The sequence below is a fragment of the Escherichia sp. S10b genome, from assembly GCF_028421345.1.
Lineage (GTDB): Bacteria > Pseudomonadota > Gammaproteobacteria > Enterobacterales > Enterobacteriaceae > ECMA0423.
The window spans coordinates 20,730-40,753 of record NZ_JAHZSO010000032.1; the positions used below are offsets into that span (position 1 = coordinate 20,730).

Here is a 20,024-nt window from a genome sequence, read left to right on the forward strand (position 1 = left end):
GTCATGACTAAACACTATGATTACATCGCCATCGGCGGCGGCAGCGGCGGTATCGCCTCCATCAACCGCGCGGCTATGTACGGCCAGAAATGTGCGCTGATTGAAGCCAAAGAGCTGGGCGGCACCTGCGTAAATGTTGGCTGTGTGCCGAAAAAAGTGATGTGGCACGCGGCGCAAATCCGTGAAGCGATCCATATGTACGGCCCGGATTATGGTTTTGATACCACTATCAATAAATTCAACTGGGAAACGTTGATCGCCAGCCGTACCGCCTATATCGACCGTATTCATACTTCCTATGAAAACGTGCTCGGTAAAAATAACGTTGATGTAATCAAAGGCTTTGCCCGCTTCGTTGATGCCAAAACGCTGGAGGTAAACGGCGAAACCATCACGGCCGATCATATTCTGATCGCCACAGGCGGTCGTCCGAGCCACCCGGATATTCCGGGCGTGGAATACGGTATTGATTCTGATGGCTTCTTCGCCCTTCCTGCTTTGCCAGAGCGCGTGGCGGTTGTTGGCGCGGGTTACATCGCCGTTGAGCTGGCGGGCGTGATTAACGGCCTCGGCGCGAAAACGCATCTGTTTGTGCGTAAACATGCGCCGCTGCGCAGCTTCGACCCGATGATTTCCGAAACGCTGGTCGAAGTGATGAACGCCGAAGGCCCGCAGCTGCACACCAACGCCATCCCGAAAGCGGTAGTGAAAAATGCCGATGGTAGCCTGACGCTGGAGCTGGAAGATGGTCGCAGTGAAACGGTGGATTGCCTGATTTGGGCGATTGGTCGCGAGCCTGCCAATGACAACATCAACCTGGAAGCCGCTGGCGTTAAAACTAACGAAAAAGGCTATATCGTCGTCGATAAATATCAAAACACCAATATTGAAGGTATTTACGCGGTGGGCGATAACACGGGTGCAGTGGAGCTGACACCGGTGGCAGTTGCAGCGGGTCGCCGTCTCTCTGAACGCCTGTTTAATAACAAGCCGGATGAGCATCTGGATTACAGCAACATTCCGACCGTGGTCTTCAGCCATCCGCCGATTGGTACTGTTGGTTTAACGGAACCGCAGGCGCGCGAGCAGTATGGCGACGATCAGGTGAAAGTGTATAAATCCTCTTTCACCGCGATGTATACCGCCGTCACCACTCACCGCCAGCCGTGCCGCATGAAGCTGGTGTGCGTTGGATCGGAAGAGAAGATTGTCGGTATTCACGGCATTGGCTTTGGTATGGACGAAATGTTGCAGGGCTTCGCGGTGGCGCTGAAGATGGGTGCAACCAAAAAAGACTTCGACAATACCGTCGCCATTCACCCAACGGCGGCAGAAGAGTTCGTGACAATGCGTTAAATGTTAAAGGGCTAAGAGTAGTGTGCTCTTAGCCCTTAATTACGTTTCCGCTATCAGTTCAGAAGCTGAAGCAGAAAGCGGATCAGTTCCAGCAGCGCAATTAACGCCCCAAGAACGATGATTGCTTTATCAATCACCCGTTTTCTCCATGCGATGGAGTGAGAATGCATCCGCTTACTCATCCACTGCCTGTCACGGCGCATGCCCTATTGTTAGATAATGGCATTCTCACTCCGGCCAGAGCATCAGTTAACGGCACCACCCGTACTTCTGACCAGGACTTTGAAAGCGTTTATGCGCATTACCAGAGTGAAAATGCCTCAGAGCTAACTGGATAATCATACAGTACATTCAGGTTATAAAACCAGCATGTCCTTGCAATAGTTTCAGTATGGTATTAGCATTGATGCGTTAGATAATGGCATTCTCACTCCAGCCAGTGCCACCAACTCAGGGCTGGAAAGTAAAAAACCGACGCAAAGTCGGTTTTTTTACGTCCTGATTCAGACCTCCTTTCAAATGAATAGCCAACTCAAAATTCACACCTATTACCTTCCTCTGCACTTACACATTCGTTAAGTCATATATGTTTTTGACTTATCCGCTTCGAAGAGAGACACTACCTGCAACAATCAGGAGCGCAATATGTCATTTCTTTTACCCATCCAATTGTTCAAAATTCTTGCTGATGAAACCCGTCTGGGCATCGTTTTACTGCTCAGCGAACTGGGAGAGTTATGCGTCTGCGATCTCTGCACTGCTCTCGACCAGTCGCAGCCCAAGATCTCCCGCCACCTGGCATTGCTGCGTGAAAGCGGGCTATTGCTGGACCGCAAGCAAGGTAAGTGGGTTCATTACCGCTTATCACCGCATATTCCAGCATGGGCGGCGAAAATTATTGATGAGGCCTGGCGATGTGAACAGGAAAAGGTTCAGGCGATTGTCCGCAACCTGGCTCGACAAAACTGTTCCGGGGACAGTAAGAACATTTGCAGTTAAAAATTTAGCTAAACACATATGAATTTTCAGATGTGTTTTATCCGGGAGGCATTATGTTACTGGCAGGCGCTATCTTTGTCCTGACCATCGTATTGGTTATCTGGCAGCCGAAAGGTTTAGGCATCGGCTGGAGTGCAACGCTCGGCGCAGTACTGGCGTTAGTTACGGGCGTGGTCCATCCGGGTGATATTCCGGTGGTGTGGAATATCGTCTGGAACGCGACGGCTGCGTTTATCGCCGTCATTATCATCAGCCTGCTGCTGGATGAGTCCGGCTTTTTTGAATGGGCGGCGCTGCACGTCTCACGCTGGGGTAATGGTCGTGGTCGCTTGCTGTTTACCTGGATTGTCCTGCTCGGTGCTGCCGTTGCCGCCCTGTTTGCCAATGATGGCGCGGCGCTTATTTTGACACCGATTGTCATCGCCATGCTGCTGGCTTTAGGGTTCAGTAAAGGCACTACGCTGGCGTTCGTGATGGCGGCCGGATTCATTGCCGATACCGCCAGCCTGCCGCTTATTGTCTCCAACCTGGTGAATATCGTTTCCGCTGATTTCTTTGGCCTCGGCTTTCGCGAATACGCCTCGGTGATGGTGCCGGTGGATATCGCCGCGATTGTTGCCACGCTGGTGATGTTACATCTCTATTTTCGCAAAGATATTCCGCAGAACTACGATATGGCGCTGCTGAAATCTCCCGCAGAAGCGATCAAAGATCCTGCTACGTTCAAAACTGGCTGGGTTGTTTTACTGCTTCTGCTGGTGGGATTTTTCGTCCTGGAACCGCTCGGCATTCCGGTGAGCGCCATTGCAGCTGTGGGCGCGCTGATATTATTTGTCGTCGCTAAACGCGGTCATGCGATTAATACGGGTAAAGTCCTGCGCGGTGCCCCCTGGCAGATTGTCATCTTCTCGCTCGGCATGTATCTGGTGGTTTATGGCCTGCGCAATGCCGGATTAACGGAATATCTTTCTGGCGTACTCAACGTGCTGGCGGATAACGGCCTGTGGGCCGCGACGCTCGGCACCGGATTCCTCACCGCCTTCCTCTCTTCTATTATGAACAATATGCCGACGGTACTGGTTGGCGCGTTGTCCATTGATGGCAGCACGGCATCTGGCGTTATCAAAGAAGCGATGGTTTATGCCAATGTGATTGGCTGCGATTTGGGACCGAAAATTACCCCAATTGGTAGCCTGGCTACGCTACTCTGGCTGCACGTACTTTCGCAGAAGAATATGACTATCAGCTGGGGATATTACTTCCGTACAGGGATTATCATGACCCTGCCGGTGCTTTTTGTGACGCTGGCTGCGCTGGCGCTACGTCTCTCTTTCACTTTGTAATGAGATATTGATATGAGCAACATTACCATTTATCACAACCCGGCCTGCGGTACGTCGCGTAATACGCTGGAGATGATCCTCAACAGCGGTACAGAACCGACCATTATCTATTATCTGGAAACACCGCCAACGCGCGATGAGCTGGTCAAACTCATTGCCGATATGGGGATTTCCGTACGCGCGCTGTTGCGTAAAAACGTCGAGCCGTATGAGGAACTGGGCCTTGCAGAAGATAAATTTACTGACGATCGGTTAATCGACTTTATGCTTCAGCACCCGATTCTGATTAATCGCCCGATTGTGGTGACGCCGCTGGGAACTCGCCTGTGCCGCCCTTCAGAAGTGGTGCTGGAAATTCTGCCAGATGCGCAAAAAGGCGCATTCTCCAAGGAAGATGGCGAGAAAGTGGTTGATGAAGCGGGTAAGCGGTTGAAATAAAGCGGCGATATCCACTGCCCATAGTTGGTAAAGTGCGCTTTGTTTATGTCGGATGCGACGCTAACGCGTCTTATCCGACCTACAAAACCGTGCATGGCATGAAATCTGTAGCGCGTAGCGCATCAGGCAATTTTGCTATTTACGCAGCACTCCTCGCGTAAGAATTCAATTATCGCTTCCAGCATTGCGTATTGCGAAACACACATCAGCGTCCGACTCTCACGGTTTTGTTTAACCAGCCCTACCGATACCAGTGCTGAAATATGGTGACTGAGTGTAGAGCCGGGTATCCCAAGCTGCTTTTGCAACTCACCGACCGGCAAACCTTGCTCCCCCGCTTTGACCAGGTGTTTGAATATGAACAAACGGGTCGGGTGACCTAGCTCTTTCAGCGCTTTAGCAACTTCTTCCAACTGCATATGACACCCCCTTTGTCTGGTTGATATTTCGATAATACCAGAAATATCTTGATCTGAATTTCATTTCGATTATTCTGGAAATATAGATTTATCCAATGAGGTTACGTATGAGTAGTTGGCTTGCGATGCTGCAAGATGCCGCAGAGATGTTTGTGTTTCTCGCCGTCGAGCTTTCGTTGCTGTTTATAGTGATTAGTGCCGGTGTCAGCCTGATAAGACAAAAGGTGCCAGACCATAAAATCCAGCAGATGATGGGGGCCAGAAAAGGGAGAGGCTATCTCCTGGCTGCTCTGTTGGGAGCCGTTACCCCGTTCTGTAGTTGCTCGACAATACCCATGTTACGTGGATTGTTGTCAGCGAAAGCCGGGTTTGGTCCGACTCTCACTTTTTTATTTGTTTCACCATTACTTAATCCCATTATCGTCGGACTAATGTGGATGACCTTTGGTTGGAAAGTCACCTTGTTGTACGCGATTATCGCCGCCGGCGTCTCCGTTCTTGCCAGTATTATCCTGGATTCTCTGGGGTTTGAACGTCATATCATTGCCAGTAAAAGCTCATCAGCAAATTGTTGTGCTCTAGCAAAAACTTCGCCGGGAACGACATATACGCCCATAAAAGTGAGTTGTTGTAGTCCAGCGGCTAAAGCCATTGAGAACCCCGTAGTTACCTGTTGCAGTACCAAAGCTGTAGTAAGTATTAATCCCATAAAACTAGCCACCAAAGATGCGTTGCAACAGTTTAAAGATGTACTGCCATATCTTTTGTTAGGAGTATTAATAGGATCTTTTATTTATGGCTTTATTCCCTCAGCGTGGATTGCCGCTCATGCAGGAGCAGATAATCCCTTCGCCATCCCATTAAGCGCCGTTGTCGGTATTCCGCTGTATATCCGGGCTGAGGCAGTTATCCCTCTGGCATCTGTTCTGATGACAAAAGGAATGGGTCTGGGAGCATTAATGGCATTAATCATCGGCAGTGCCGGCGCAAGCCTGACGGAAGTGATATTACTTAAATCAATGTTCAGAATGCCGATGATAGCTGCATTCCTGACGGTTATATTAGGTATGGCTATCTTGATGGGCTATTTGACTCAATTGCTATTTTAAATAGATGCCAGCAGTAAACTATAAGATGCATAGTTAGTGCCATATCCTTCTAAATAGAAAATCATAGACAGGATAATCCTTAAAAATCACAAATGATTTAACTAATGCATTGAGAATGATGACGGCTCGGTCAACAAGTCATCAACAGACAATAACCACGTAATCATGCTTCTCTGACATTTTATCGGAGAAGCAATGACTCTTTGTCTCAGTACCCTCCTCCTTTTTAAAAGGCAGATTTCAGTCGCTAATACAACACATTTTTAAATACACTTTAACCTGGTTCATTATTACACATCTAAAACATCACAAAAATATTACTTCACACACTATCGGAGAACAAAATAACTTTTTAAAATGAGCGCTTTTTGATAGTTGTTAACGTTTTCCTTTACGATACTATCACTGCCTTTTTTTATACACAAATATTACCGGGTGGAAATGAAAGGGAATTTAAAGGTAATTATATCAGGAAGATATAACGCATTATATTTATTGTGTGTAGAAGAAAATCCATTCCTGTTCTAATTATCCAATTTAAAAACCTTAGCATAAAACAGATGATGAATAAGGAATGTTATGTCAATTGACTTTACCCCAGGTATAATAAATACATATCACGGCGATATTTATAACTGCACAACAAATACCGATAATGTTAAAACGCCAGACACATCGAAGTGGCCTTGTGATAATTGGGAAGAACAACAACCCATTAATTCCACATTCTCTGGAGAAGGATACAACCCTGAACAATTTGATTTAGCGCAACAACAACTCCAACAAATTAATGCATGCCACACGAACACCACATATACAAATGCAGACTACTCAAAAGTTGTGGTTCAACTTGTAAGTCTTATTAATAACATTGAAACGATAAGTTCGACACCACTTACGCAACAGACACAATCAATACTTAATCAGATTCATAACATTAGATACGAAAAGGATAAGGATTCTGTATGTCAAATCATTGTTGTCGTTAATCCAGAACCCAACAATCCAATCATAACTAAAATTCTCGTAGAAGAAGGAATACCCGAAATATTCAGTGTCCAAACCGTTTCTTCCGATAATAAAAATTTTGCTGGGCAACGAGCTGACTTACCAACTGATATAAGAGACATTCAAAGCTTGTACTTAAAAATGGCGAAGCTGTATATTGAGCACAGTGAAAATGAAAATAGGATGGAAGCCCTTGCTGGATGCGACTTTATTGATTTCAACATGACAGGGCAAGATATGTCTAGGCTAGTCCTAACCTTATCAAATTTTTATTTTGAAGATCTACTTAATATAAATTTCACTGACGCAAATTTATTTAACACTATTTTTTCACACAAGGAAAATCCCATCCCCAAACTACATAAATATGAACAACATCTTGACAAACAAATCAATGGCTTGTTTTCTACATTGTTAACTATTAATGACAACTCTTTACGCGCGAAAGCGGAAATTGCTTCGAGAATAATTGATTTCTTAGAGGCAAAGGTAGTGAATCTTTCATTTGATGACATATTAAAATATAAGCAAGAGTTCAAAAAAATATGTTATAAACAACTTCAAGAGTTTACAACACCCTCTCTATACAATAAAATTCAAAAATGGGCAACAATGTCTAAAAATGAATTCATAGCATTTCATTACGAGACACTTCAACCCGAAAAGATTTCATACCCCTTTTATTTAAAGAGAGATCTGCCTAATGAAAAAGATATAAATTATGGGGTGGAAATAGAAATACCATCTGGCAAAAGAATTCGCTTATCAAATCATTATCAGAATATAATACCATAATATTGATTATTAGCACTTTATAATCATTGAATAAAAATAGATTTTATGTAATTTTAAAACAAAGGATTATATTATGGGGCGATGGATACTCATGCCACGCCCCAAAATCAATGGAATTGAACTAAACAAAAGGGATATAAACATCAGACAGGTTTACGTTACTATCAGGCATATCACCTCAGAATCAGATGAAAACTATAAAGAAATATCTATTATGGCTTTAATATTTGTTGATAAGGATAGTAACATGAACATGACAAAAGGTGCACTCATCCTCAGCCTTTCATTTTTGCTTGCCGCATGTAGTTCAATTCCGCAAAATATCAAAGGCAATAACCAACCTGATATTCAAAAAAGTTTTGTTGCTGTTCATAACCAGCCGGGGTTATATGTTGGTCAACAAGCGCGCTTTGGTGGGAAGGTTATCAACGTTATCAATGGCAAAACGGATACGTTGTTAGAAATCGCTGTATTACCGTTGGATAGCTATGCGAAGCCTGATATTGAAGCCAACTATCAGGGCCGACTGCTCGCCAGACAAAGCGGCTTCCTTGATCCAGTGAACTATCGTAATCACTTTGTTACCATCCTCGGTACCATTCAGGGTGAACAACCAGGCTTTATCAATAAAGTCCCGTATAACTTCCTGGAAGTGAATATGCAGGGCATCCAGGTGTGGCATTTGAGAGAAGTGGTTAATACCACCTATAACCTGTGGGATTACGGCTATGGTGCATTCTGGCCGGAACCGGGCTGGGGTGCGCCTTACTACACCAATGCGGTGAGTCAGGTAACACCTGAGCTGGTCAAATAACACCACCGAAAGATGCAGATGCTTTCTCAGCATCTGCATCATGTATTACATAAAATTAATATACAGTAAGCTAACTATTATTATTATAAGCCCTGTCCTGTTAATTACCTTTGGCAAACTGATTATAAAGTTAATGTCCGCACCAGGAGTCGGTTATGTTTCTTATAATTACCAGGGATACGATGTTCTTCACCGCGATGAAAAACATTCTGAGTAAAGGTAATGTCGTTCATATACAGAACGAAGAAGAGATCGACGTAATGTTGCATCAGAATGCCTTCGTCATTATTGATACATTAATGAATAATGTATTTCATTCTAATTTTCTCACTCAAATTGAACGATTAAAACCTGTCCATGTGATTATTTTCTCCCCCTTTAATATTAAACGCTGTCTGGGGAAAGTACCGGTGACCTTTGTTCCGCGGACTATCACTATCATTGATTTTGTCGCACTCATCAATGGCAGTTACTGCTCTGTGCCTGAAGCGAATGTGTCACTTTCGCGCAAGCAACATCAGGTTCTGAGCTGCATTGCGAATCAAATGACAACGGAAGATATTCTGGAGAAACTGAAAATATCGCTAAAAACGTTCTACTGCCATAAACACAATATCATGATGATCCTCAATCTTAAGCGGATCAATGAGCTGGTACGCCATCAGCATATTGATTATCTGGTGTGAATTTCAGGCTTACGGTGAGTCTGGCTACGCTGCCACACAGATTAGCTAATTGAAACGCCTTTCACCCCTGCCATACCTTTTAATAATCGCAACAGGTCTTCTATCGACGTTGTGGCATGAAGCTGGATATCAATGGCGACCACTTCATGATCTTCATTTTCCTGCAACGAAACTAAATCCGTTTTTATTTTTTGCTGCTTAAACCAGTCGAGCATTGATACCGTATTACCGTTCACTAATGTCAGCTGTAAATGGTAATTTTTGTTCATCAGGCGGAAGGTTAATTGATGGAAGACTTCCAGCACCAACAAGGTCATCACTGAACCATAAATACCCAGTTCGTACATACCGCTGCCAATAACCATACCTATGGCGGCGGTCACCCAGATATCCGCTGCCGTCGTCAGACCTACAATATTTTGGTTACGAACGAGAATGTTACCTGCACCGATAAACCCGACGCCCGTCACCACCTGAGCAGCAATACGGCTGGGGTCGAGCCCGACGTGATCTAAAGACAGCACGTCAGCAAAACCATATTTCGAAACAATCATAAACAGGGCGCTTCCCATGCCAATTAATACATGTGTGCGTAACCCTGCTCCTTTGCCGCGCATTTGCCTTTCCATGCCAATAGCGCCACAGGCAATTGCCGCGAGTATAAGACGTATAATAAATTCTGCTGTCATATAAAAATGCAAAAAGGAGCAGCAAGATGGCTCAACTTGCTACTCCTTTTTACTTGTACCTCATTAATTCGGCAAGTCATTAGATGCTTGATTTTTGAAGGTATACAAATTTTTCTGCGGGTTTTTCTTACAGTATTCGATCACTTTAGGAATTTGAGTGAGATCGGTTTCATTTAAAGTAACGGTATCGCCACCTTTATATACTGTTTCTTCATGCAGCATCCACCATGCAACCGGGGTCATTGCTTTTGGATTCAGATCAATAAATTCCTGGCAGGTCATATCTTTAGCGGATTCATTGGCTGCCAGCGCAGATTGTGCGTTCACCAGTGACAAAGCCGCTACAGCGCCCATAAAAATAAACGCTTTACGGAGAGATGAAATATTCATTTTGTAACCCATTCAATATAGAGATTATATATGAACAGGAGGAATAGCTGCTTTTAAAGAAGATATTCCGGCCTGTTCAATATGCAAGGAAGTACGATGTAACGCATTCCCGGAATTACATATCTTTCTTAATTTTGTCCCATTCGCCTTTAACTTTATCTTTAAAGTTGGCTTGTTTATCCTGAGTACAAGCCTGAACGATAGCTGGGGTTACGGTTGCAATACCCTGAACATCTAAAACCGCATCTTCTGGTTTATCTTTGTTGTTCAGCGCTTCAGCAAAACCAACTGCAGTTGGCTGGAAGGATTCGTCCACAGCCAGGAAATCTTCACAGGTCCAGGAGTTGACCGGTTTTTTGTTATCAGCTGCTTTTTGCGCATCCGCTGCATTGCTTACAACTGGCAGAAGAAGCAGACCACCAAGAATAACGCCTAATACTTTTTTCATCGTAATATCCTCAACTATAAAGTGAAAGAGCCGTCACGAATCAATTTCGACACTGAGGTTATAACCTGGTTTTCTGTATATGTCATGTTGATAGAAAATATCAAAATCAGATATTTTTATTTCAATACAATGAGTTACAGATGCATCAGATACTGTAATTAGGAAATTTTTATTAAATCGACTGCATTCTTAGACGCGTTTTTGGCATAGATTGATAGCAGGGGATTTTCTTCTTAATTTTATAGGGTGGTTCTATGTTATATATAGATAAGGCAACAATTTTGAAGTTTGATCTGGAGATGCTTAAAAAACATCGCAGAGCAATCCAGTTTATTGCCGTGCTGTTGTTTATCGTCGGGTTGCTGTGTATCAGTTTCCCGTTCGTCTCTGGCGATATTTTAAGCACAGTAGTGGGTGCATTATTAATCTGCTCGGGCATTGCGCTTATTGTCGGGTTATTCAGCAACCGCAGTCATAATTTCTGGCCGGTATTATCCGGTTTCCTCGTCGCAGTCGCCTATTTATTGATCGGCTATTTCTTCATCCGCGCACCGGAGCTGGGCATTTTTGCCATTGCGGCATTTATTGCCGGTTTGTTCTGTGTTGCAGGGGTTATTCGCCTGATGAGTTGGTATCGTCAGCGTTCAATGAAAGGCAGCTGGCTACAGCTCGTTATTGGTGTGCTGGATATCGTCATTGCCTGGATATTCCTTGGTGCAACGCCGATGGTGTCTGTAACGCTGGTTTCCACACTGGTGGGAATTGAACTGATATTTAGCGCCGCCAGCCTGTTCAGCTTCGCCAGTTTGTTCGTTAAGCAGCAATAATTATCCCGGTTGTCACCCGGATCATAGTCACTTGATGTGACTATGATCCGATTAATACTCTCTCCGCTACGCAGCGTTGTAGATCAATTGCGCACTATCATTGAAATAATTACCTGCTAGTGATTATTTCAACCTACTGAATTTCATCTAATTTTTTTCACTCCATGGCAAATTAGCCATTTCAAACATTATCATGGCTGATATTTTCCGTAGTCAGGTTTAATGTTTTAAAAGTGCAGTGGGAAAGTGAACAAAGAGTTCCGTAAGCGTTGATGCTATGGGCGGTTAAATAAGTAATCCGGGTTCATTTTTTTGCAACTGGCATTGATTACATTGCATAAATATCCGTGTCTCCAGACGCTATATAAAAACCTGAAGACATGAATGCGTTATTTACTCAGGTAATTTCAATGCGTTAAAAGAAAGCTGGCAATCCAATTGCCAGCTTAAGTCGAAACAAGGAGACTCGATATTTAAATCGGATTACATTTTAACTTTAGTAATATTCTTCAGAGATCACAAACTGGTTATTGATAACTTATTCTTGGGCAGTAATCCGCAAACGTTAACTTTTTGTTTACTGTTTACAAACTGATAACAACCAGGAATCTTACTTAGGATCAATATATGGAGTGCGTGATGGATAAATCTGAAGTATTGATTAGTGTTAATAGACGTATTAGTTCACGAAGGGCAAATTTCTTATAGGCGTTTACTATATTGAACAACGATTCGGACAAGGATGTAAATAATGAAAAGGATGACATGTTCGAAACGATAACGGCTAAGGAGCAAGTTATGATTTTTCTCATGACGAAAGATTCTTTTCTTTTACAGGGCTTTTGGCAGTTGAAAGATAATCACGAAATGATAAAAATCAATTCCCTGTCAGAGATCAAAAAAGTAGGCAATAAACCCTTCAAGGTTATCATTGATACCTATCACAATCATATCCTTGATGAAGAAGCGATTAAATTTCTGGAGAAATTAGATGCCGAGAGAATTATTGTTTTGGCACCTTATCACATCAGTAAACTAAAAGCTAAAGCGCCTATTTATTTTGTTAGCCGCAAAGAAAGTATCAAAAATCTTCTTGAGATTACTTATGGTAAACACTTGCCCCATAAGAATTCACAATTATGTTTTTCACATAATCAGTTCAAAATTATGCAACTGATTCTGAAAAATAAAAATGAAAGCAATATCACGTCGACGCTCAATATTTCGCAACAAACATTAAAGATTCAGAAATTCAACATTATGTACAAGCTGAAACTAAGACGTATGAGCGACATCGTCACCCTGGGTATCACATCTTATTTTTAGTCAGGACATAAGCAACTGAAATTGATGGCTGGCATGACGAGGGATGCAGATGCTGATTTCATTACCCCCGGTGATTACTAAAGGAGAGGCTAAAACGACTTTATTCCCCTGGTATGTGTATCCACCAGTAGAACCCTTCGTTGCCCGAATGCTGGCAGGAACTGTTGGCAGAACGGCAACATTTTTTTTGTCGTTGACCTCACCATGTCGATCACTATACCTGTATCCCACCTTACTGGCTGACAACCCCACTATGCCGCTGGTCTGTAAATCCCTCATATCTCTCCTCGCGCGCAATTTAAAGAACCGTTATTTCTCAAGAATTTTCAGGGACTAAAATGAACAGAAGAAGAAAGCTGTTAATACCGTTGTTATTCTGCGGCGCGATGCTCACCGCCTGCGATGACAAATCGGCGGAAAACGCCGCCGCCATGACGCCTGAGGTCGGTGTCGTCACACTCTCCCCCGGTTCGGTCAATGTGTTGAGCGAATTGCCCGGTAGAACCGTTCCTTATGAAGTTGCCGAGATACGTCCCCAGGTGGGCGGTATTATCATTAAACGCAACTTTATCGAAGGCGATAAAGTGAACCAGGGCGATTCGCTGTATCAGATTGATCCTGCACCTTTACAGGCCGAGCTAAACTCCGCCAAAGGCTCGCTGGCGAAAGCGCTCTCTACCGCCAGCAATGCCCGCATCACCTTTAACCGCCAGGCATCGTTGCTGAAGACCAACTACGTTAGCCGTCAGGATTACGACACCGCGCGCACCCAGTTGAATGAAGCAGAAGCCAATGTCACCGTCGCCAAAGCGGCTGTTGAACAGGCGACGATCAATCTGCAATACGCGAATGTCACCTCGCCGATTACGGGCGTCAGCGGGAAATCGTCGGTGACCGTCGGCGCACTCGTTACCGCTAATCAGGCAGATTCGCTGGTTACCGTACAACGTCTGGACCCGATTTATGTCGATCTCACGCAGTCGGTGCAAGATTTCTTACGCATGAAAGAAGAGGTCGCCAGTGGGCAAATCAAACAGGTTCAGGGCAGTACGCCAGTACAGCTCAATCTGGAAAATGGTAAACGCTACAGCCAGACCGGCACGCTGAAATTCTCCGACCCGACGGTGGATGAAACCACGGGCTCCGTGACGTTACGGGCGATTTTCCCCAACCCAAATGGTGACTTGCTGCCTGGCATGTACGTCACGGCATTAGTGGATGAAGGTAGCCGCCAGAATGTATTACTGGTGCCGCAGGAAGGCGTCACCCACAACGCCCAGGGTAAAGCAACGGCGCTCATTCTGGATAAAGACGATGTTGTGCAGCTACGCGAAATTGAAGCCAGCAAAGCCATCGGCGACCAGTGGGTTGTCACCTCTGGCTTGCAGGCTGGCGATCGGGTGATCGTTTCCGGTTTGCAACGCATTCGTCCGGGTATCAAAGCACGAGCAATTTCCTCCAGCCAGGAAAACGCCAGCACCGAATCGAAACAATAACGTTGCAGGCTTAAGGGGACTTTCATGGCTAACTATTTTATTGATCGCCCGGTTTTTGCCTGGGTACTTGCCATTATTATGATGCTTGCAGGTGGTCTGGCGATCATGAACTTACCGGTTGCGCAGTATCCGCAGATTGCGCCACCGACCATTACCGTCAGCGCTACCTATCCAGGTGCCGATGCGCAAACGGTAGAAGACTCGGTCACTCAGGTGATTGAGCAAAATATGAATGGGCTTGATGGCCTGATGTACATGTCTTCAACCAGTGATGCGGCGGGTAATGCCTCTATCACTCTGACCTTCGAGACTGGGACATCTCCTGATATCGCACAGGTTCAGGTGCAAAATAAACTGCAACTCGCTATGCCTTCATTACCTGAAGCGGTGCAGCAGCAGGGGATTAGCGTTGATAAGTCGAGCAGTAATATTCTGATGGTAGCGGCGTTTATTTCTGATAACGGCAGCCTCAACCAGTACGATATCGCGGACTATGTAGCGTCTAATATCAAAGACCCGCTAAGCCGTACCGCGGGCGTTGGTAGCGTACAGCTCTTTGGTTCCGAGTACGCCATGCGTATCTGGCTGGACCCGCAAAAACTCAATAAATACAATCTGGTACCTTCCGATGTTATTTCCCAGATTAAGGTGCAAAACAACCAGATTTCCGGTGGTCAACTGGGTGGCATGCCACAGGCGGCAGACCAGCAACTAAACGCCTCGATCATTGTGCAGACGCGTCTGCAAACGCCGGAAGAATTTGGCAAAATCCTGTTGAAAGTTCAGCAAGATGGTTCGCAAGTGCTGCTGCGTGATGTCGCCCGCGTCGAACTTGGAGCGGAAGATTATTCCACCGTGGCGCGCTATAACGGCAAACCTGCTGCCGGGATCGCCATCAAACTGGCTACCGGAGCAAACGCCCTGGATACCTCGCGGGCAGTCAAAGAGGAGCTGAACCGCTTATCAGCCTATTTCCCCGCAAGTCTGAAGACGGTTTATCCTTACGACACCACGCCGTTTATCGAAATTTCTATTCAGGAAGTTTTTAAAACACTGGTTGAGGCTATCATCCTCGTCTTCCTGGTCATGTATCTGTTTTTGCAGAATTTCCGTGCCACAATCATCCCGACGATTGCCGTACCGGTGGTTATTCTCGGGACGTTTGCGATCTTGTCGGCGGTCGGTTTCACCATCAACACGTTAACTATGTTCGGGATGGTGCTGGCGATAGGGTTACTGGTGGATGACGCCATCGTGGTGGTGGAGAACGTCGAGCGTGTCATTGCGGAAGATAAGCTACCACCGAAGGAAGCGACGCATAAATCGATGGGGCAGATCCAACGTGCGCTGGTCGGTATTGCTGTTGTTCTTTCCGCAGTGTTTATGCCGATGGCCTTTATGAGCGGCGCAACCGGGGAGATCTACCGCCAGTTCTCCATCACGCTGATCTCCTCCATGCTGCTTTCAGTATTTGTGGCAATGAGCCTGACCCCTGCCCTGTGCGCCACCATTCTGAAAGCCGCGCCGGAAGGCGGTCACAAACCTAACGCCCTGTTCGCACGCTTCAACACGCTGTTTGAAAAATCAACTCAGCACTATACCGATAGCACCCGCTCGCTGTTGCGTTGTACCGGTCGCTACATGGTGGTCTACCTGCTGATTTGCGCCGGGATGGCGGTGCTGTTCCTGCGTACACCGACCTCTTTCTTACCAGAAGAGGATCAGGGGGTATTTATGACCACCGCGCAGTTACCTTCCGGTGCCACCATGGTTAACACCACGAAAGTGCTGCAACAGGTGACGGATTATTATCTTACAAAAGAGAAAGATAATGTTCAGTCGGTGTTTACCGTTGGCGGCTTTGGCTTCAGCGGCCAGGGGCAAAACAACGGCCTGGCGTTTATCAGTCTCAAGCCGTGGTCTGAACGTGTCGGTGAGGAAAACTCGGTTACCGCGATCATTCAGCGGGCAATGATTGCGTTAAGCAGTATCAATAAAGCCGTCGTCTTCCCGTTCAACTTACCCGCGGTGGCTGAACTGGGTACCGCGTCAGGTTTTGATATGGAACTGCTGGACAACGGTAACCTGGGGCACGAAAAACTAACCCAGGCACGAAACGAGCTGTTATCACTGGCAGCGCAATCGCCTGACCAGGTCACCGGGGTACGCCCGAACGGCCTGGAAGATACGCCGATGTTCAAAGTGAACGTCAACGCCGCGAAAGCTGAGGCAATGGGTGTGGCGCTGTCTGATATCAACCAGACAATTTCCACCGCCTTCGGCAGCAGCTACGTGAACGACTTCCTCAACCAGGGGCGGGTGAAAAAAGTGTATGTCCAGGCAGGCACGCCGTTCCGTATGTTGCCGGATAACATCAACCAATGGTATGTACGCAACGCCTCTGGCACGATGGCACCGCTTTCTGCCTACTCGTCTACCGAATGGACCTATGGTTCACCGCGATTGGAACGCTACAACGGCATCCCGTCAATGGAGATTTTAGGTGAAGCGGCGGCCGGGAAAAGTACCGGTGACGCTATGAAATTTATGGCAGACCTGGTCGCTAAACTTCCGGCAGGCGTCGGCTACTCATGGACCGGACTGTCGTATCAGGAAGCGTTATCCTCAAACCAGGCTCCTGCACTGTATGCCATTTCACTGGTCGTGGTGTTCCTCGCCCTCGCCGCACTCTATGAGAGCTGGTCAATTCCGTTCTCGGTGATGTTGGTTGTTCCGTTAGGCGTCGTTGGCGCATTACTGGCCACCGATCTGCGCGGCTTAAGTAATGACGTCTACTTCCAGGTTGGTTTGCTGACCACCATCGGGCTTTCCGCCAAGAACGCCATCCTGATTGTCGAATTTGCCGTTAAGATGATGCAGAAAGAAGGGAAAACGCCGATAGAGGCAATCATCGAAGCGGCGCGGATGCGTTTACGCCCAATCCTGATGACCTCTCTGGCCTTTATTCTCGGCGTGCTGCCGCTGGTTATCAGTCATGGTGCCGGTTCTGGCGCGCAAAACGCGGTAGGTACCGGCGTGATGGGCGGGATGTTTGCCGCAACAGTGCTGGCAATTTACTTCGTTCCGGTCTTTTTCGTTGTAGTGGAACATCTCTTTGCCCGCTTTAAAAAAGCGTAACGTGTAAATGAGAGTAAGGTTGAACGTGAAGGTTCAGCCTTACTCTTTCCTGCTAACCATTCACCACTCAACAACCAGCTAACCGTCAGGAATACCAGGCTTAGTACACAGCACTGAAAGTAGAAACCACTCCAGCCATTCGTCATCAATTTGAACAGCACAATACTGACCCACATTCCCGTAATCGTATGAATTGTCAGCTTAATAATCCCAAACATGCCGAGTCTTTTCCTCCTGAAAATACCTATACCGCCTGGCAAACTGCGAAAGAGAACTAGCCGGTAGCCCGGCAGAAATCATCAGGGAAGAGTTTCACATGAAGCAGGTGTGAGATCCTGACCAATATTCAAATGCAAAATATGTCAGGAAAAGGTACCTGGCGAATGTTGCGCAAACTGATGTGGCGTTACACCATAATATTGTCGAAATGTGTTTATAAAGTACGACGTACTGCTATAGCCACATTTTTCTGCAATAGTATGCAGAGGAATTTGACGTAACTCGAGTAATCGTCTGGCCATCGACATCCTGGAAGCGAGTAATATTTTACTGAAACAGGTATTTTCATCCTGCAACTTTTTTTTGATGAGACTCTCGCTGGTATACATTCTTTCCGCGATATCGCGCAGATACCAACGTTTGGCGATATCAAAGCTAATAAGGCGTTCAACTTTTCCTGAAACAGTGCTGATGCTATTGAAAAGTAAGGGGATCAGTTCTTTCTTATGAGAAAACATCGATAAACAGGAAAGGTAGAGCATATTGCTCAGTATCGGTGAATTTACCCCGGATTCATTGAAGCTATCAAAAATCGCCGTCACCAGCGGCATGGGGGGTGACTGGTTAATTAATAGACGGTCTTTGCTATGTAACCCTAAATTGCGTGGTAGCTGACGAATATTTTGTAAGTAATGGCAAACTGTCAGCTCATCGATATCCAGTCGTCGCGTATCCGGTGAACAAAACGCAAAATCGTCTGCCAAATTTTTCTCCAGCAGCACGATACTCTCGTTATGCAGCGATATTTTATGCTGTTCATGATAAATATCGAATGAACGACGAATGAGGATCACCGAGCAGACATGAGTCATGATTATCCCTTATATTTCATACTGCGATTATTTCAATTTCAGTATACTAATGAAATGTTGCCAGACTGTTTCTTAGCGCAAAAACTGCCAGATTTGGTAGGACCAAAATTTATCCACAAAGTAGTTTTGCATAACAGTTAATTGATAATAAGTAAATGCAGCACGAATATATTTTCGCACAGCGTATAGCTTATGTTTATAAAAAAATGGCTGATCTTATTTCCAGTAAAAGTTATATTTAACTTACTGAGAGCACAAAGTTTCCCGTGCCAACAGGGAGTGTTATAACGGTTTATTAGTCTGGAGACGGCAGACTATCCTCTTCCCGGTCCCCTATGCCGGGTTTTTTTTATGTCTGAGTAAAATTCTATAATCTTATTCCTTCCGCAGAACGGTCAGTGCCGTAAAAATTTCCTTGCGCAACAATACTTGCCGCCGAGTCACGGTTCGGCAATCCCTGCGCCGATCGCTCCTGATACTCTGTGGGCGTCATCCCATAATAATTTCGAAAGACGTAAATGAAATACGACACGCTGTGATATCCACAGGACACTGCGACTCGCTTAATTGAAAAGCCATGTATAACAATAAGTTGCAAAGCACGTTGCATTCTACACTCAGTAAGCAACTGTGAATATGATGTCTCTTCTTCGCGCAATTTTTTCTTTAACAGGCTTGGACTCATCAACAGCTCGCTGGCGATTCGGGCTAGTGTCCACTCATGGGCGATATTATTATTGATAACCGTACAAACTCGTGTTCGCATGTTCGGTTGCAAAACGTTCAAAAGCAGCGGTATAAAGTGCTCATCCTCAAGAAAAACAGATAACAACGCAAAGATTAATGCTCTTTTACGTAGCATTTCTGCATAGCGAAGATTCTTATTCTGCGATAGTTGCGCAACTTCCTGAAAAACAGGAATATCTCTGCTACAGTGATGAACGAGTAATGAAGAAATTTTTTTATGTGCATGAAGATTTAATGCCTCCTCCTTGAGCATCGGCAGAAATAATGAAAGCGTATCCCTTGATACTAATACAAAATTTTCAACACACTTATCTACTCGAATTTGGCTTGCATCCGCAAAAACCAGGTCACCGCCATTAAAATAGCGATATTCACCATTAACCATGGTGAGAATATATTTATGTCTTGCGTACGCAATTAGACAATTCCCATGTAATGATTGCATAGTTGACTTAATATTACATAAACATATTACTGTTAATTAATGTAGCACGCCGCCCTCTTAAGTCAAATTGATTGATAAATAAATTTAAACGAAGCGGGAGAACAGGATGATAATGTGTGATGTTCTACGGGCAGGATGACTGGATTTATAATACAAAAACGTGTTTAAGAACGCAGTGAAATTAATAGCAAGCAAATAATCCCTTTTCGTGACATTAAAGGCAATCGCTACATTTAATAAACATTCATATAACATATATCTTATCAACACGATGAATAGACAGCCAATATATTATTGCGATTAATAAGCAACCGAATGCCCAGCTGTTTTTTTAAAGGCTGGGCATTCGGTTTTTACAACGTTATGTTATCAGGTGTGTTTAAAGCTGTTCTGCTGGGCAATACCCTGCAGTTTCGGGTGATCGCTGAGATATTTCAGGGAGGCTTTGTAGTCTTCCAGC

The 20,024-nt window shown here is 45.2% G+C and carries 22 protein-coding genes; 13 read left to right on the forward strand and 9 right to left on the reverse strand.

The window, feature by feature from the left end:
* Positions 1–3 precede the first annotated feature (3 nt).
* Positions 4–1,356 carry a glutathione-disulfide reductase gene (gene gorA / locus FTE26_RS02205; protein WP_000160808.1) on the forward strand — a complete coding sequence of 451 codons (1,353 nt, stop codon included), beginning with the start codon at positions 4–6 and terminating at the stop codon, positions 1,354–1,356.
* A gap of 53 nt (positions 1,357–1,409) precedes the next feature.
* Here gorA and dinQ read toward each other — a convergent pair whose 3' ends face one another.
* Positions 1,410–1,493, reverse strand: a complete 84-nt coding sequence (gene dinQ / locus FTE26_RS02210) for a damage-inducible type I toxin DinQ (protein ID WP_001295215.1) — start codon at positions 1,491–1,493, stop codon at positions 1,410–1,412.
* A gap of 27 nt (positions 1,494–1,520) precedes the next feature.
* Between dinQ and FTE26_RS02215 the strand changes: the two genes are divergently transcribed.
* The 4 genes from FTE26_RS02215 to arsC all read left to right on the forward strand — a co-directional run bounded on the left by FTE26_RS02215 (position 1,521) and on the right by arsC (position 4,136).
* Positions 1,521–1,694: a hypothetical protein gene (locus tag FTE26_RS02215; protein ID WP_001296816.1), complete on the forward strand. Its 174-nt coding sequence runs from the start codon at positions 1,521–1,523 to the stop codon at positions 1,692–1,694.
* 307 nt (positions 1,695–2,001) lie between these two features.
* Positions 2,002–2,355, forward strand: coding sequence for an As(III)-sensing metalloregulatory transcriptional repressor ArsR (gene arsR, locus FTE26_RS02220; RefSeq protein WP_000008957.1), 354 nt, complete (start codon positions 2,002–2,004; stop codon positions 2,353–2,355).
* A gap of 53 nt (positions 2,356–2,408) precedes the next feature.
* Positions 2,409–3,698 (forward strand): arsenite/antimonite:H(+) antiporter ArsB, encoded by a 1,290-nt coding sequence (gene arsB / locus FTE26_RS02225; protein WP_000922639.1) that lies wholly within the window; start codon positions 2,409–2,411, stop codon positions 3,696–3,698.
* Positions 3,699–3,710: 12 nt separating this feature from the next.
* Complete coding sequence (gene arsC / locus FTE26_RS02230) at positions 3,711–4,136, forward strand: glutaredoxin-dependent arsenate reductase (protein WP_000065756.1); 426 nt, start codon at positions 3,711–3,713, stop codon at positions 4,134–4,136.
* Between the two features lie 122 nt (positions 4,137–4,258).
* Here the strand turns inward: arsC and FTE26_RS02235 are convergent, their stop codons facing one another.
* Entirely contained in the window at positions 4,259–4,555 is a 297-nt protein-coding gene (locus FTE26_RS02235; protein WP_001175589.1) for an ArsR/SmtB family transcription factor, read from the reverse strand.
* 107 nt (positions 4,556–4,662) lie between these two features.
* On the opposite strand from FTE26_RS02235, the gene FTE26_RS02240 reads away from it, so the two are divergent.
* The 4 genes from FTE26_RS02240 to FTE26_RS02255 all read left to right on the forward strand — a co-directional run bounded on the left by FTE26_RS02240 (position 4,663) and on the right by FTE26_RS02255 (position 8,967).
* Positions 4,663–5,664: a permease gene (locus tag FTE26_RS02240; protein WP_000100270.1), complete on the forward strand. Its 1,002-nt coding sequence runs from the start codon at positions 4,663–4,665 to the stop codon at positions 5,662–5,664.
* Between the two features lie 579 nt (positions 5,665–6,243).
* Positions 6,244–7,467: a hypothetical protein gene (locus tag FTE26_RS02245; protein ID WP_000020622.1), complete on the forward strand. Its 1,224-nt coding sequence runs from the start codon at positions 6,244–6,246 to the stop codon at positions 7,465–7,467.
* A gap of 247 nt (positions 7,468–7,714) precedes the next feature.
* Entirely contained in the window at positions 7,715–8,281 is a 567-nt protein-coding gene (gene slp / locus FTE26_RS02250) for an outer membrane lipoprotein Slp (RefSeq protein ID WP_001057453.1), read from the forward strand.
* A 155-nt stretch (positions 8,282–8,436) separates the two neighbouring features.
* Positions 8,437–8,967 carry a helix-turn-helix transcriptional regulator gene (locus FTE26_RS02255; RefSeq protein WP_000478621.1) on the forward strand — a complete coding sequence of 177 codons (531 nt, stop codon included), beginning with the start codon at positions 8,437–8,439 and terminating at the stop codon, positions 8,965–8,967.
* Positions 8,968–9,008: 41 nt separating this feature from the next.
* On the opposite strand, the gene FTE26_RS02260 is transcribed toward FTE26_RS02255, so the two are convergent.
* From FTE26_RS02260 to hdeA, 3 genes are all read right to left on the reverse strand, one after another.
* Entirely contained in the window at positions 9,009–9,656 is a 648-nt protein-coding gene (locus FTE26_RS02260) for an MgtC/SapB family protein (protein WP_001296814.1), read from the reverse strand.
* A gap of 63 nt (positions 9,657–9,719) precedes the next feature.
* On the reverse strand, positions 9,720–10,046 hold the full coding sequence (gene hdeB, locus FTE26_RS02265) for an acid-activated periplasmic chaperone HdeB (protein WP_001298717.1): 327 nt from the start codon (positions 10,044–10,046) through the stop codon (positions 9,720–9,722).
* 115 nt (positions 10,047–10,161) lie between these two features.
* Positions 10,162–10,494 carry an acid-activated periplasmic chaperone HdeA gene (gene hdeA, locus FTE26_RS02270; protein ID WP_000756550.1) on the reverse strand — a complete coding sequence of 111 codons (333 nt, stop codon included), beginning with the start codon at positions 10,492–10,494 and terminating at the stop codon, positions 10,162–10,164.
* A gap of 254 nt (positions 10,495–10,748) precedes the next feature.
* Between hdeA and hdeD the strand changes: the two genes are divergently transcribed.
* Together hdeD and gadE are read left to right on the forward strand one after the other, a co-directional pair.
* Positions 10,749–11,321 (forward strand): acid-resistance protein HdeD, encoded by a 573-nt coding sequence (gene hdeD, locus FTE26_RS02275; protein ID WP_000965672.1) that lies wholly within the window; start codon positions 10,749–10,751, stop codon positions 11,319–11,321.
* A gap of 798 nt (positions 11,322–12,119) precedes the next feature.
* Entirely contained in the window at positions 12,120–12,647 is a 528-nt protein-coding gene (gadE, locus tag FTE26_RS02280; protein ID WP_000576690.1) for an acid resistance transcriptional activator GadE, read from the forward strand.
* Here gadE and FTE26_RS02285 read toward each other — a convergent pair whose 3' ends face one another.
* The gene (locus FTE26_RS02285; protein WP_001205333.1) at positions 12,648–12,926 is read right to left on the reverse strand and encodes a hypothetical protein; all 279 of its coding nucleotides are present in this window, start codon (positions 12,924–12,926) and stop codon (positions 12,648–12,650) included.
* Positions 12,927–13,033: 107 nt separating this feature from the next.
* Between FTE26_RS02285 and mdtE the strand changes: the two genes are divergently transcribed.
* Positions 13,034–14,143: a multidrug transporter subunit MdtE gene (gene mdtE / locus FTE26_RS02290; RefSeq protein WP_001340474.1), complete on the forward strand. Its 1,110-nt coding sequence runs from the start codon at positions 13,034–13,036 to the stop codon at positions 14,141–14,143.
* A gap of 24 nt (positions 14,144–14,167) precedes the next feature.
* On the forward strand, positions 14,168–17,281 hold the full coding sequence (gene mdtF / locus FTE26_RS02295; RefSeq protein ID WP_000024895.1) for a multidrug efflux pump RND permease MdtF: 3,114 nt from the start codon (positions 14,168–14,170) through the stop codon (positions 17,279–17,281).
* 362 nt (positions 17,282–17,643) lie between these two features.
* Here mdtF and gadW read toward each other — a convergent pair whose 3' ends face one another.
* The 3 genes from gadW to FTE26_RS02310 all read right to left on the reverse strand — a co-directional run.
* Entirely contained in the window at positions 17,644–18,372 is a 729-nt protein-coding gene (gene gadW / locus FTE26_RS02300; RefSeq protein ID WP_000149991.1) for an acid resistance transcriptional activator GadW, read from the reverse strand.
* 367 nt (positions 18,373–18,739) lie between these two features.
* On the reverse strand, positions 18,740–19,564 hold the full coding sequence (gene gadX, locus FTE26_RS02305; RefSeq protein ID WP_001191068.1) for an acid resistance transcriptional activator GadX: 825 nt from the start codon (positions 19,562–19,564) through the stop codon (positions 18,740–18,742).
* Between the two features lie 369 nt (positions 19,565–19,933).
* Positions 19,934–20,024 (reverse strand): hypothetical protein (locus FTE26_RS02310; protein WP_029697111.1); only part of this gene is annotated, 91 nt, incomplete at its 5' end.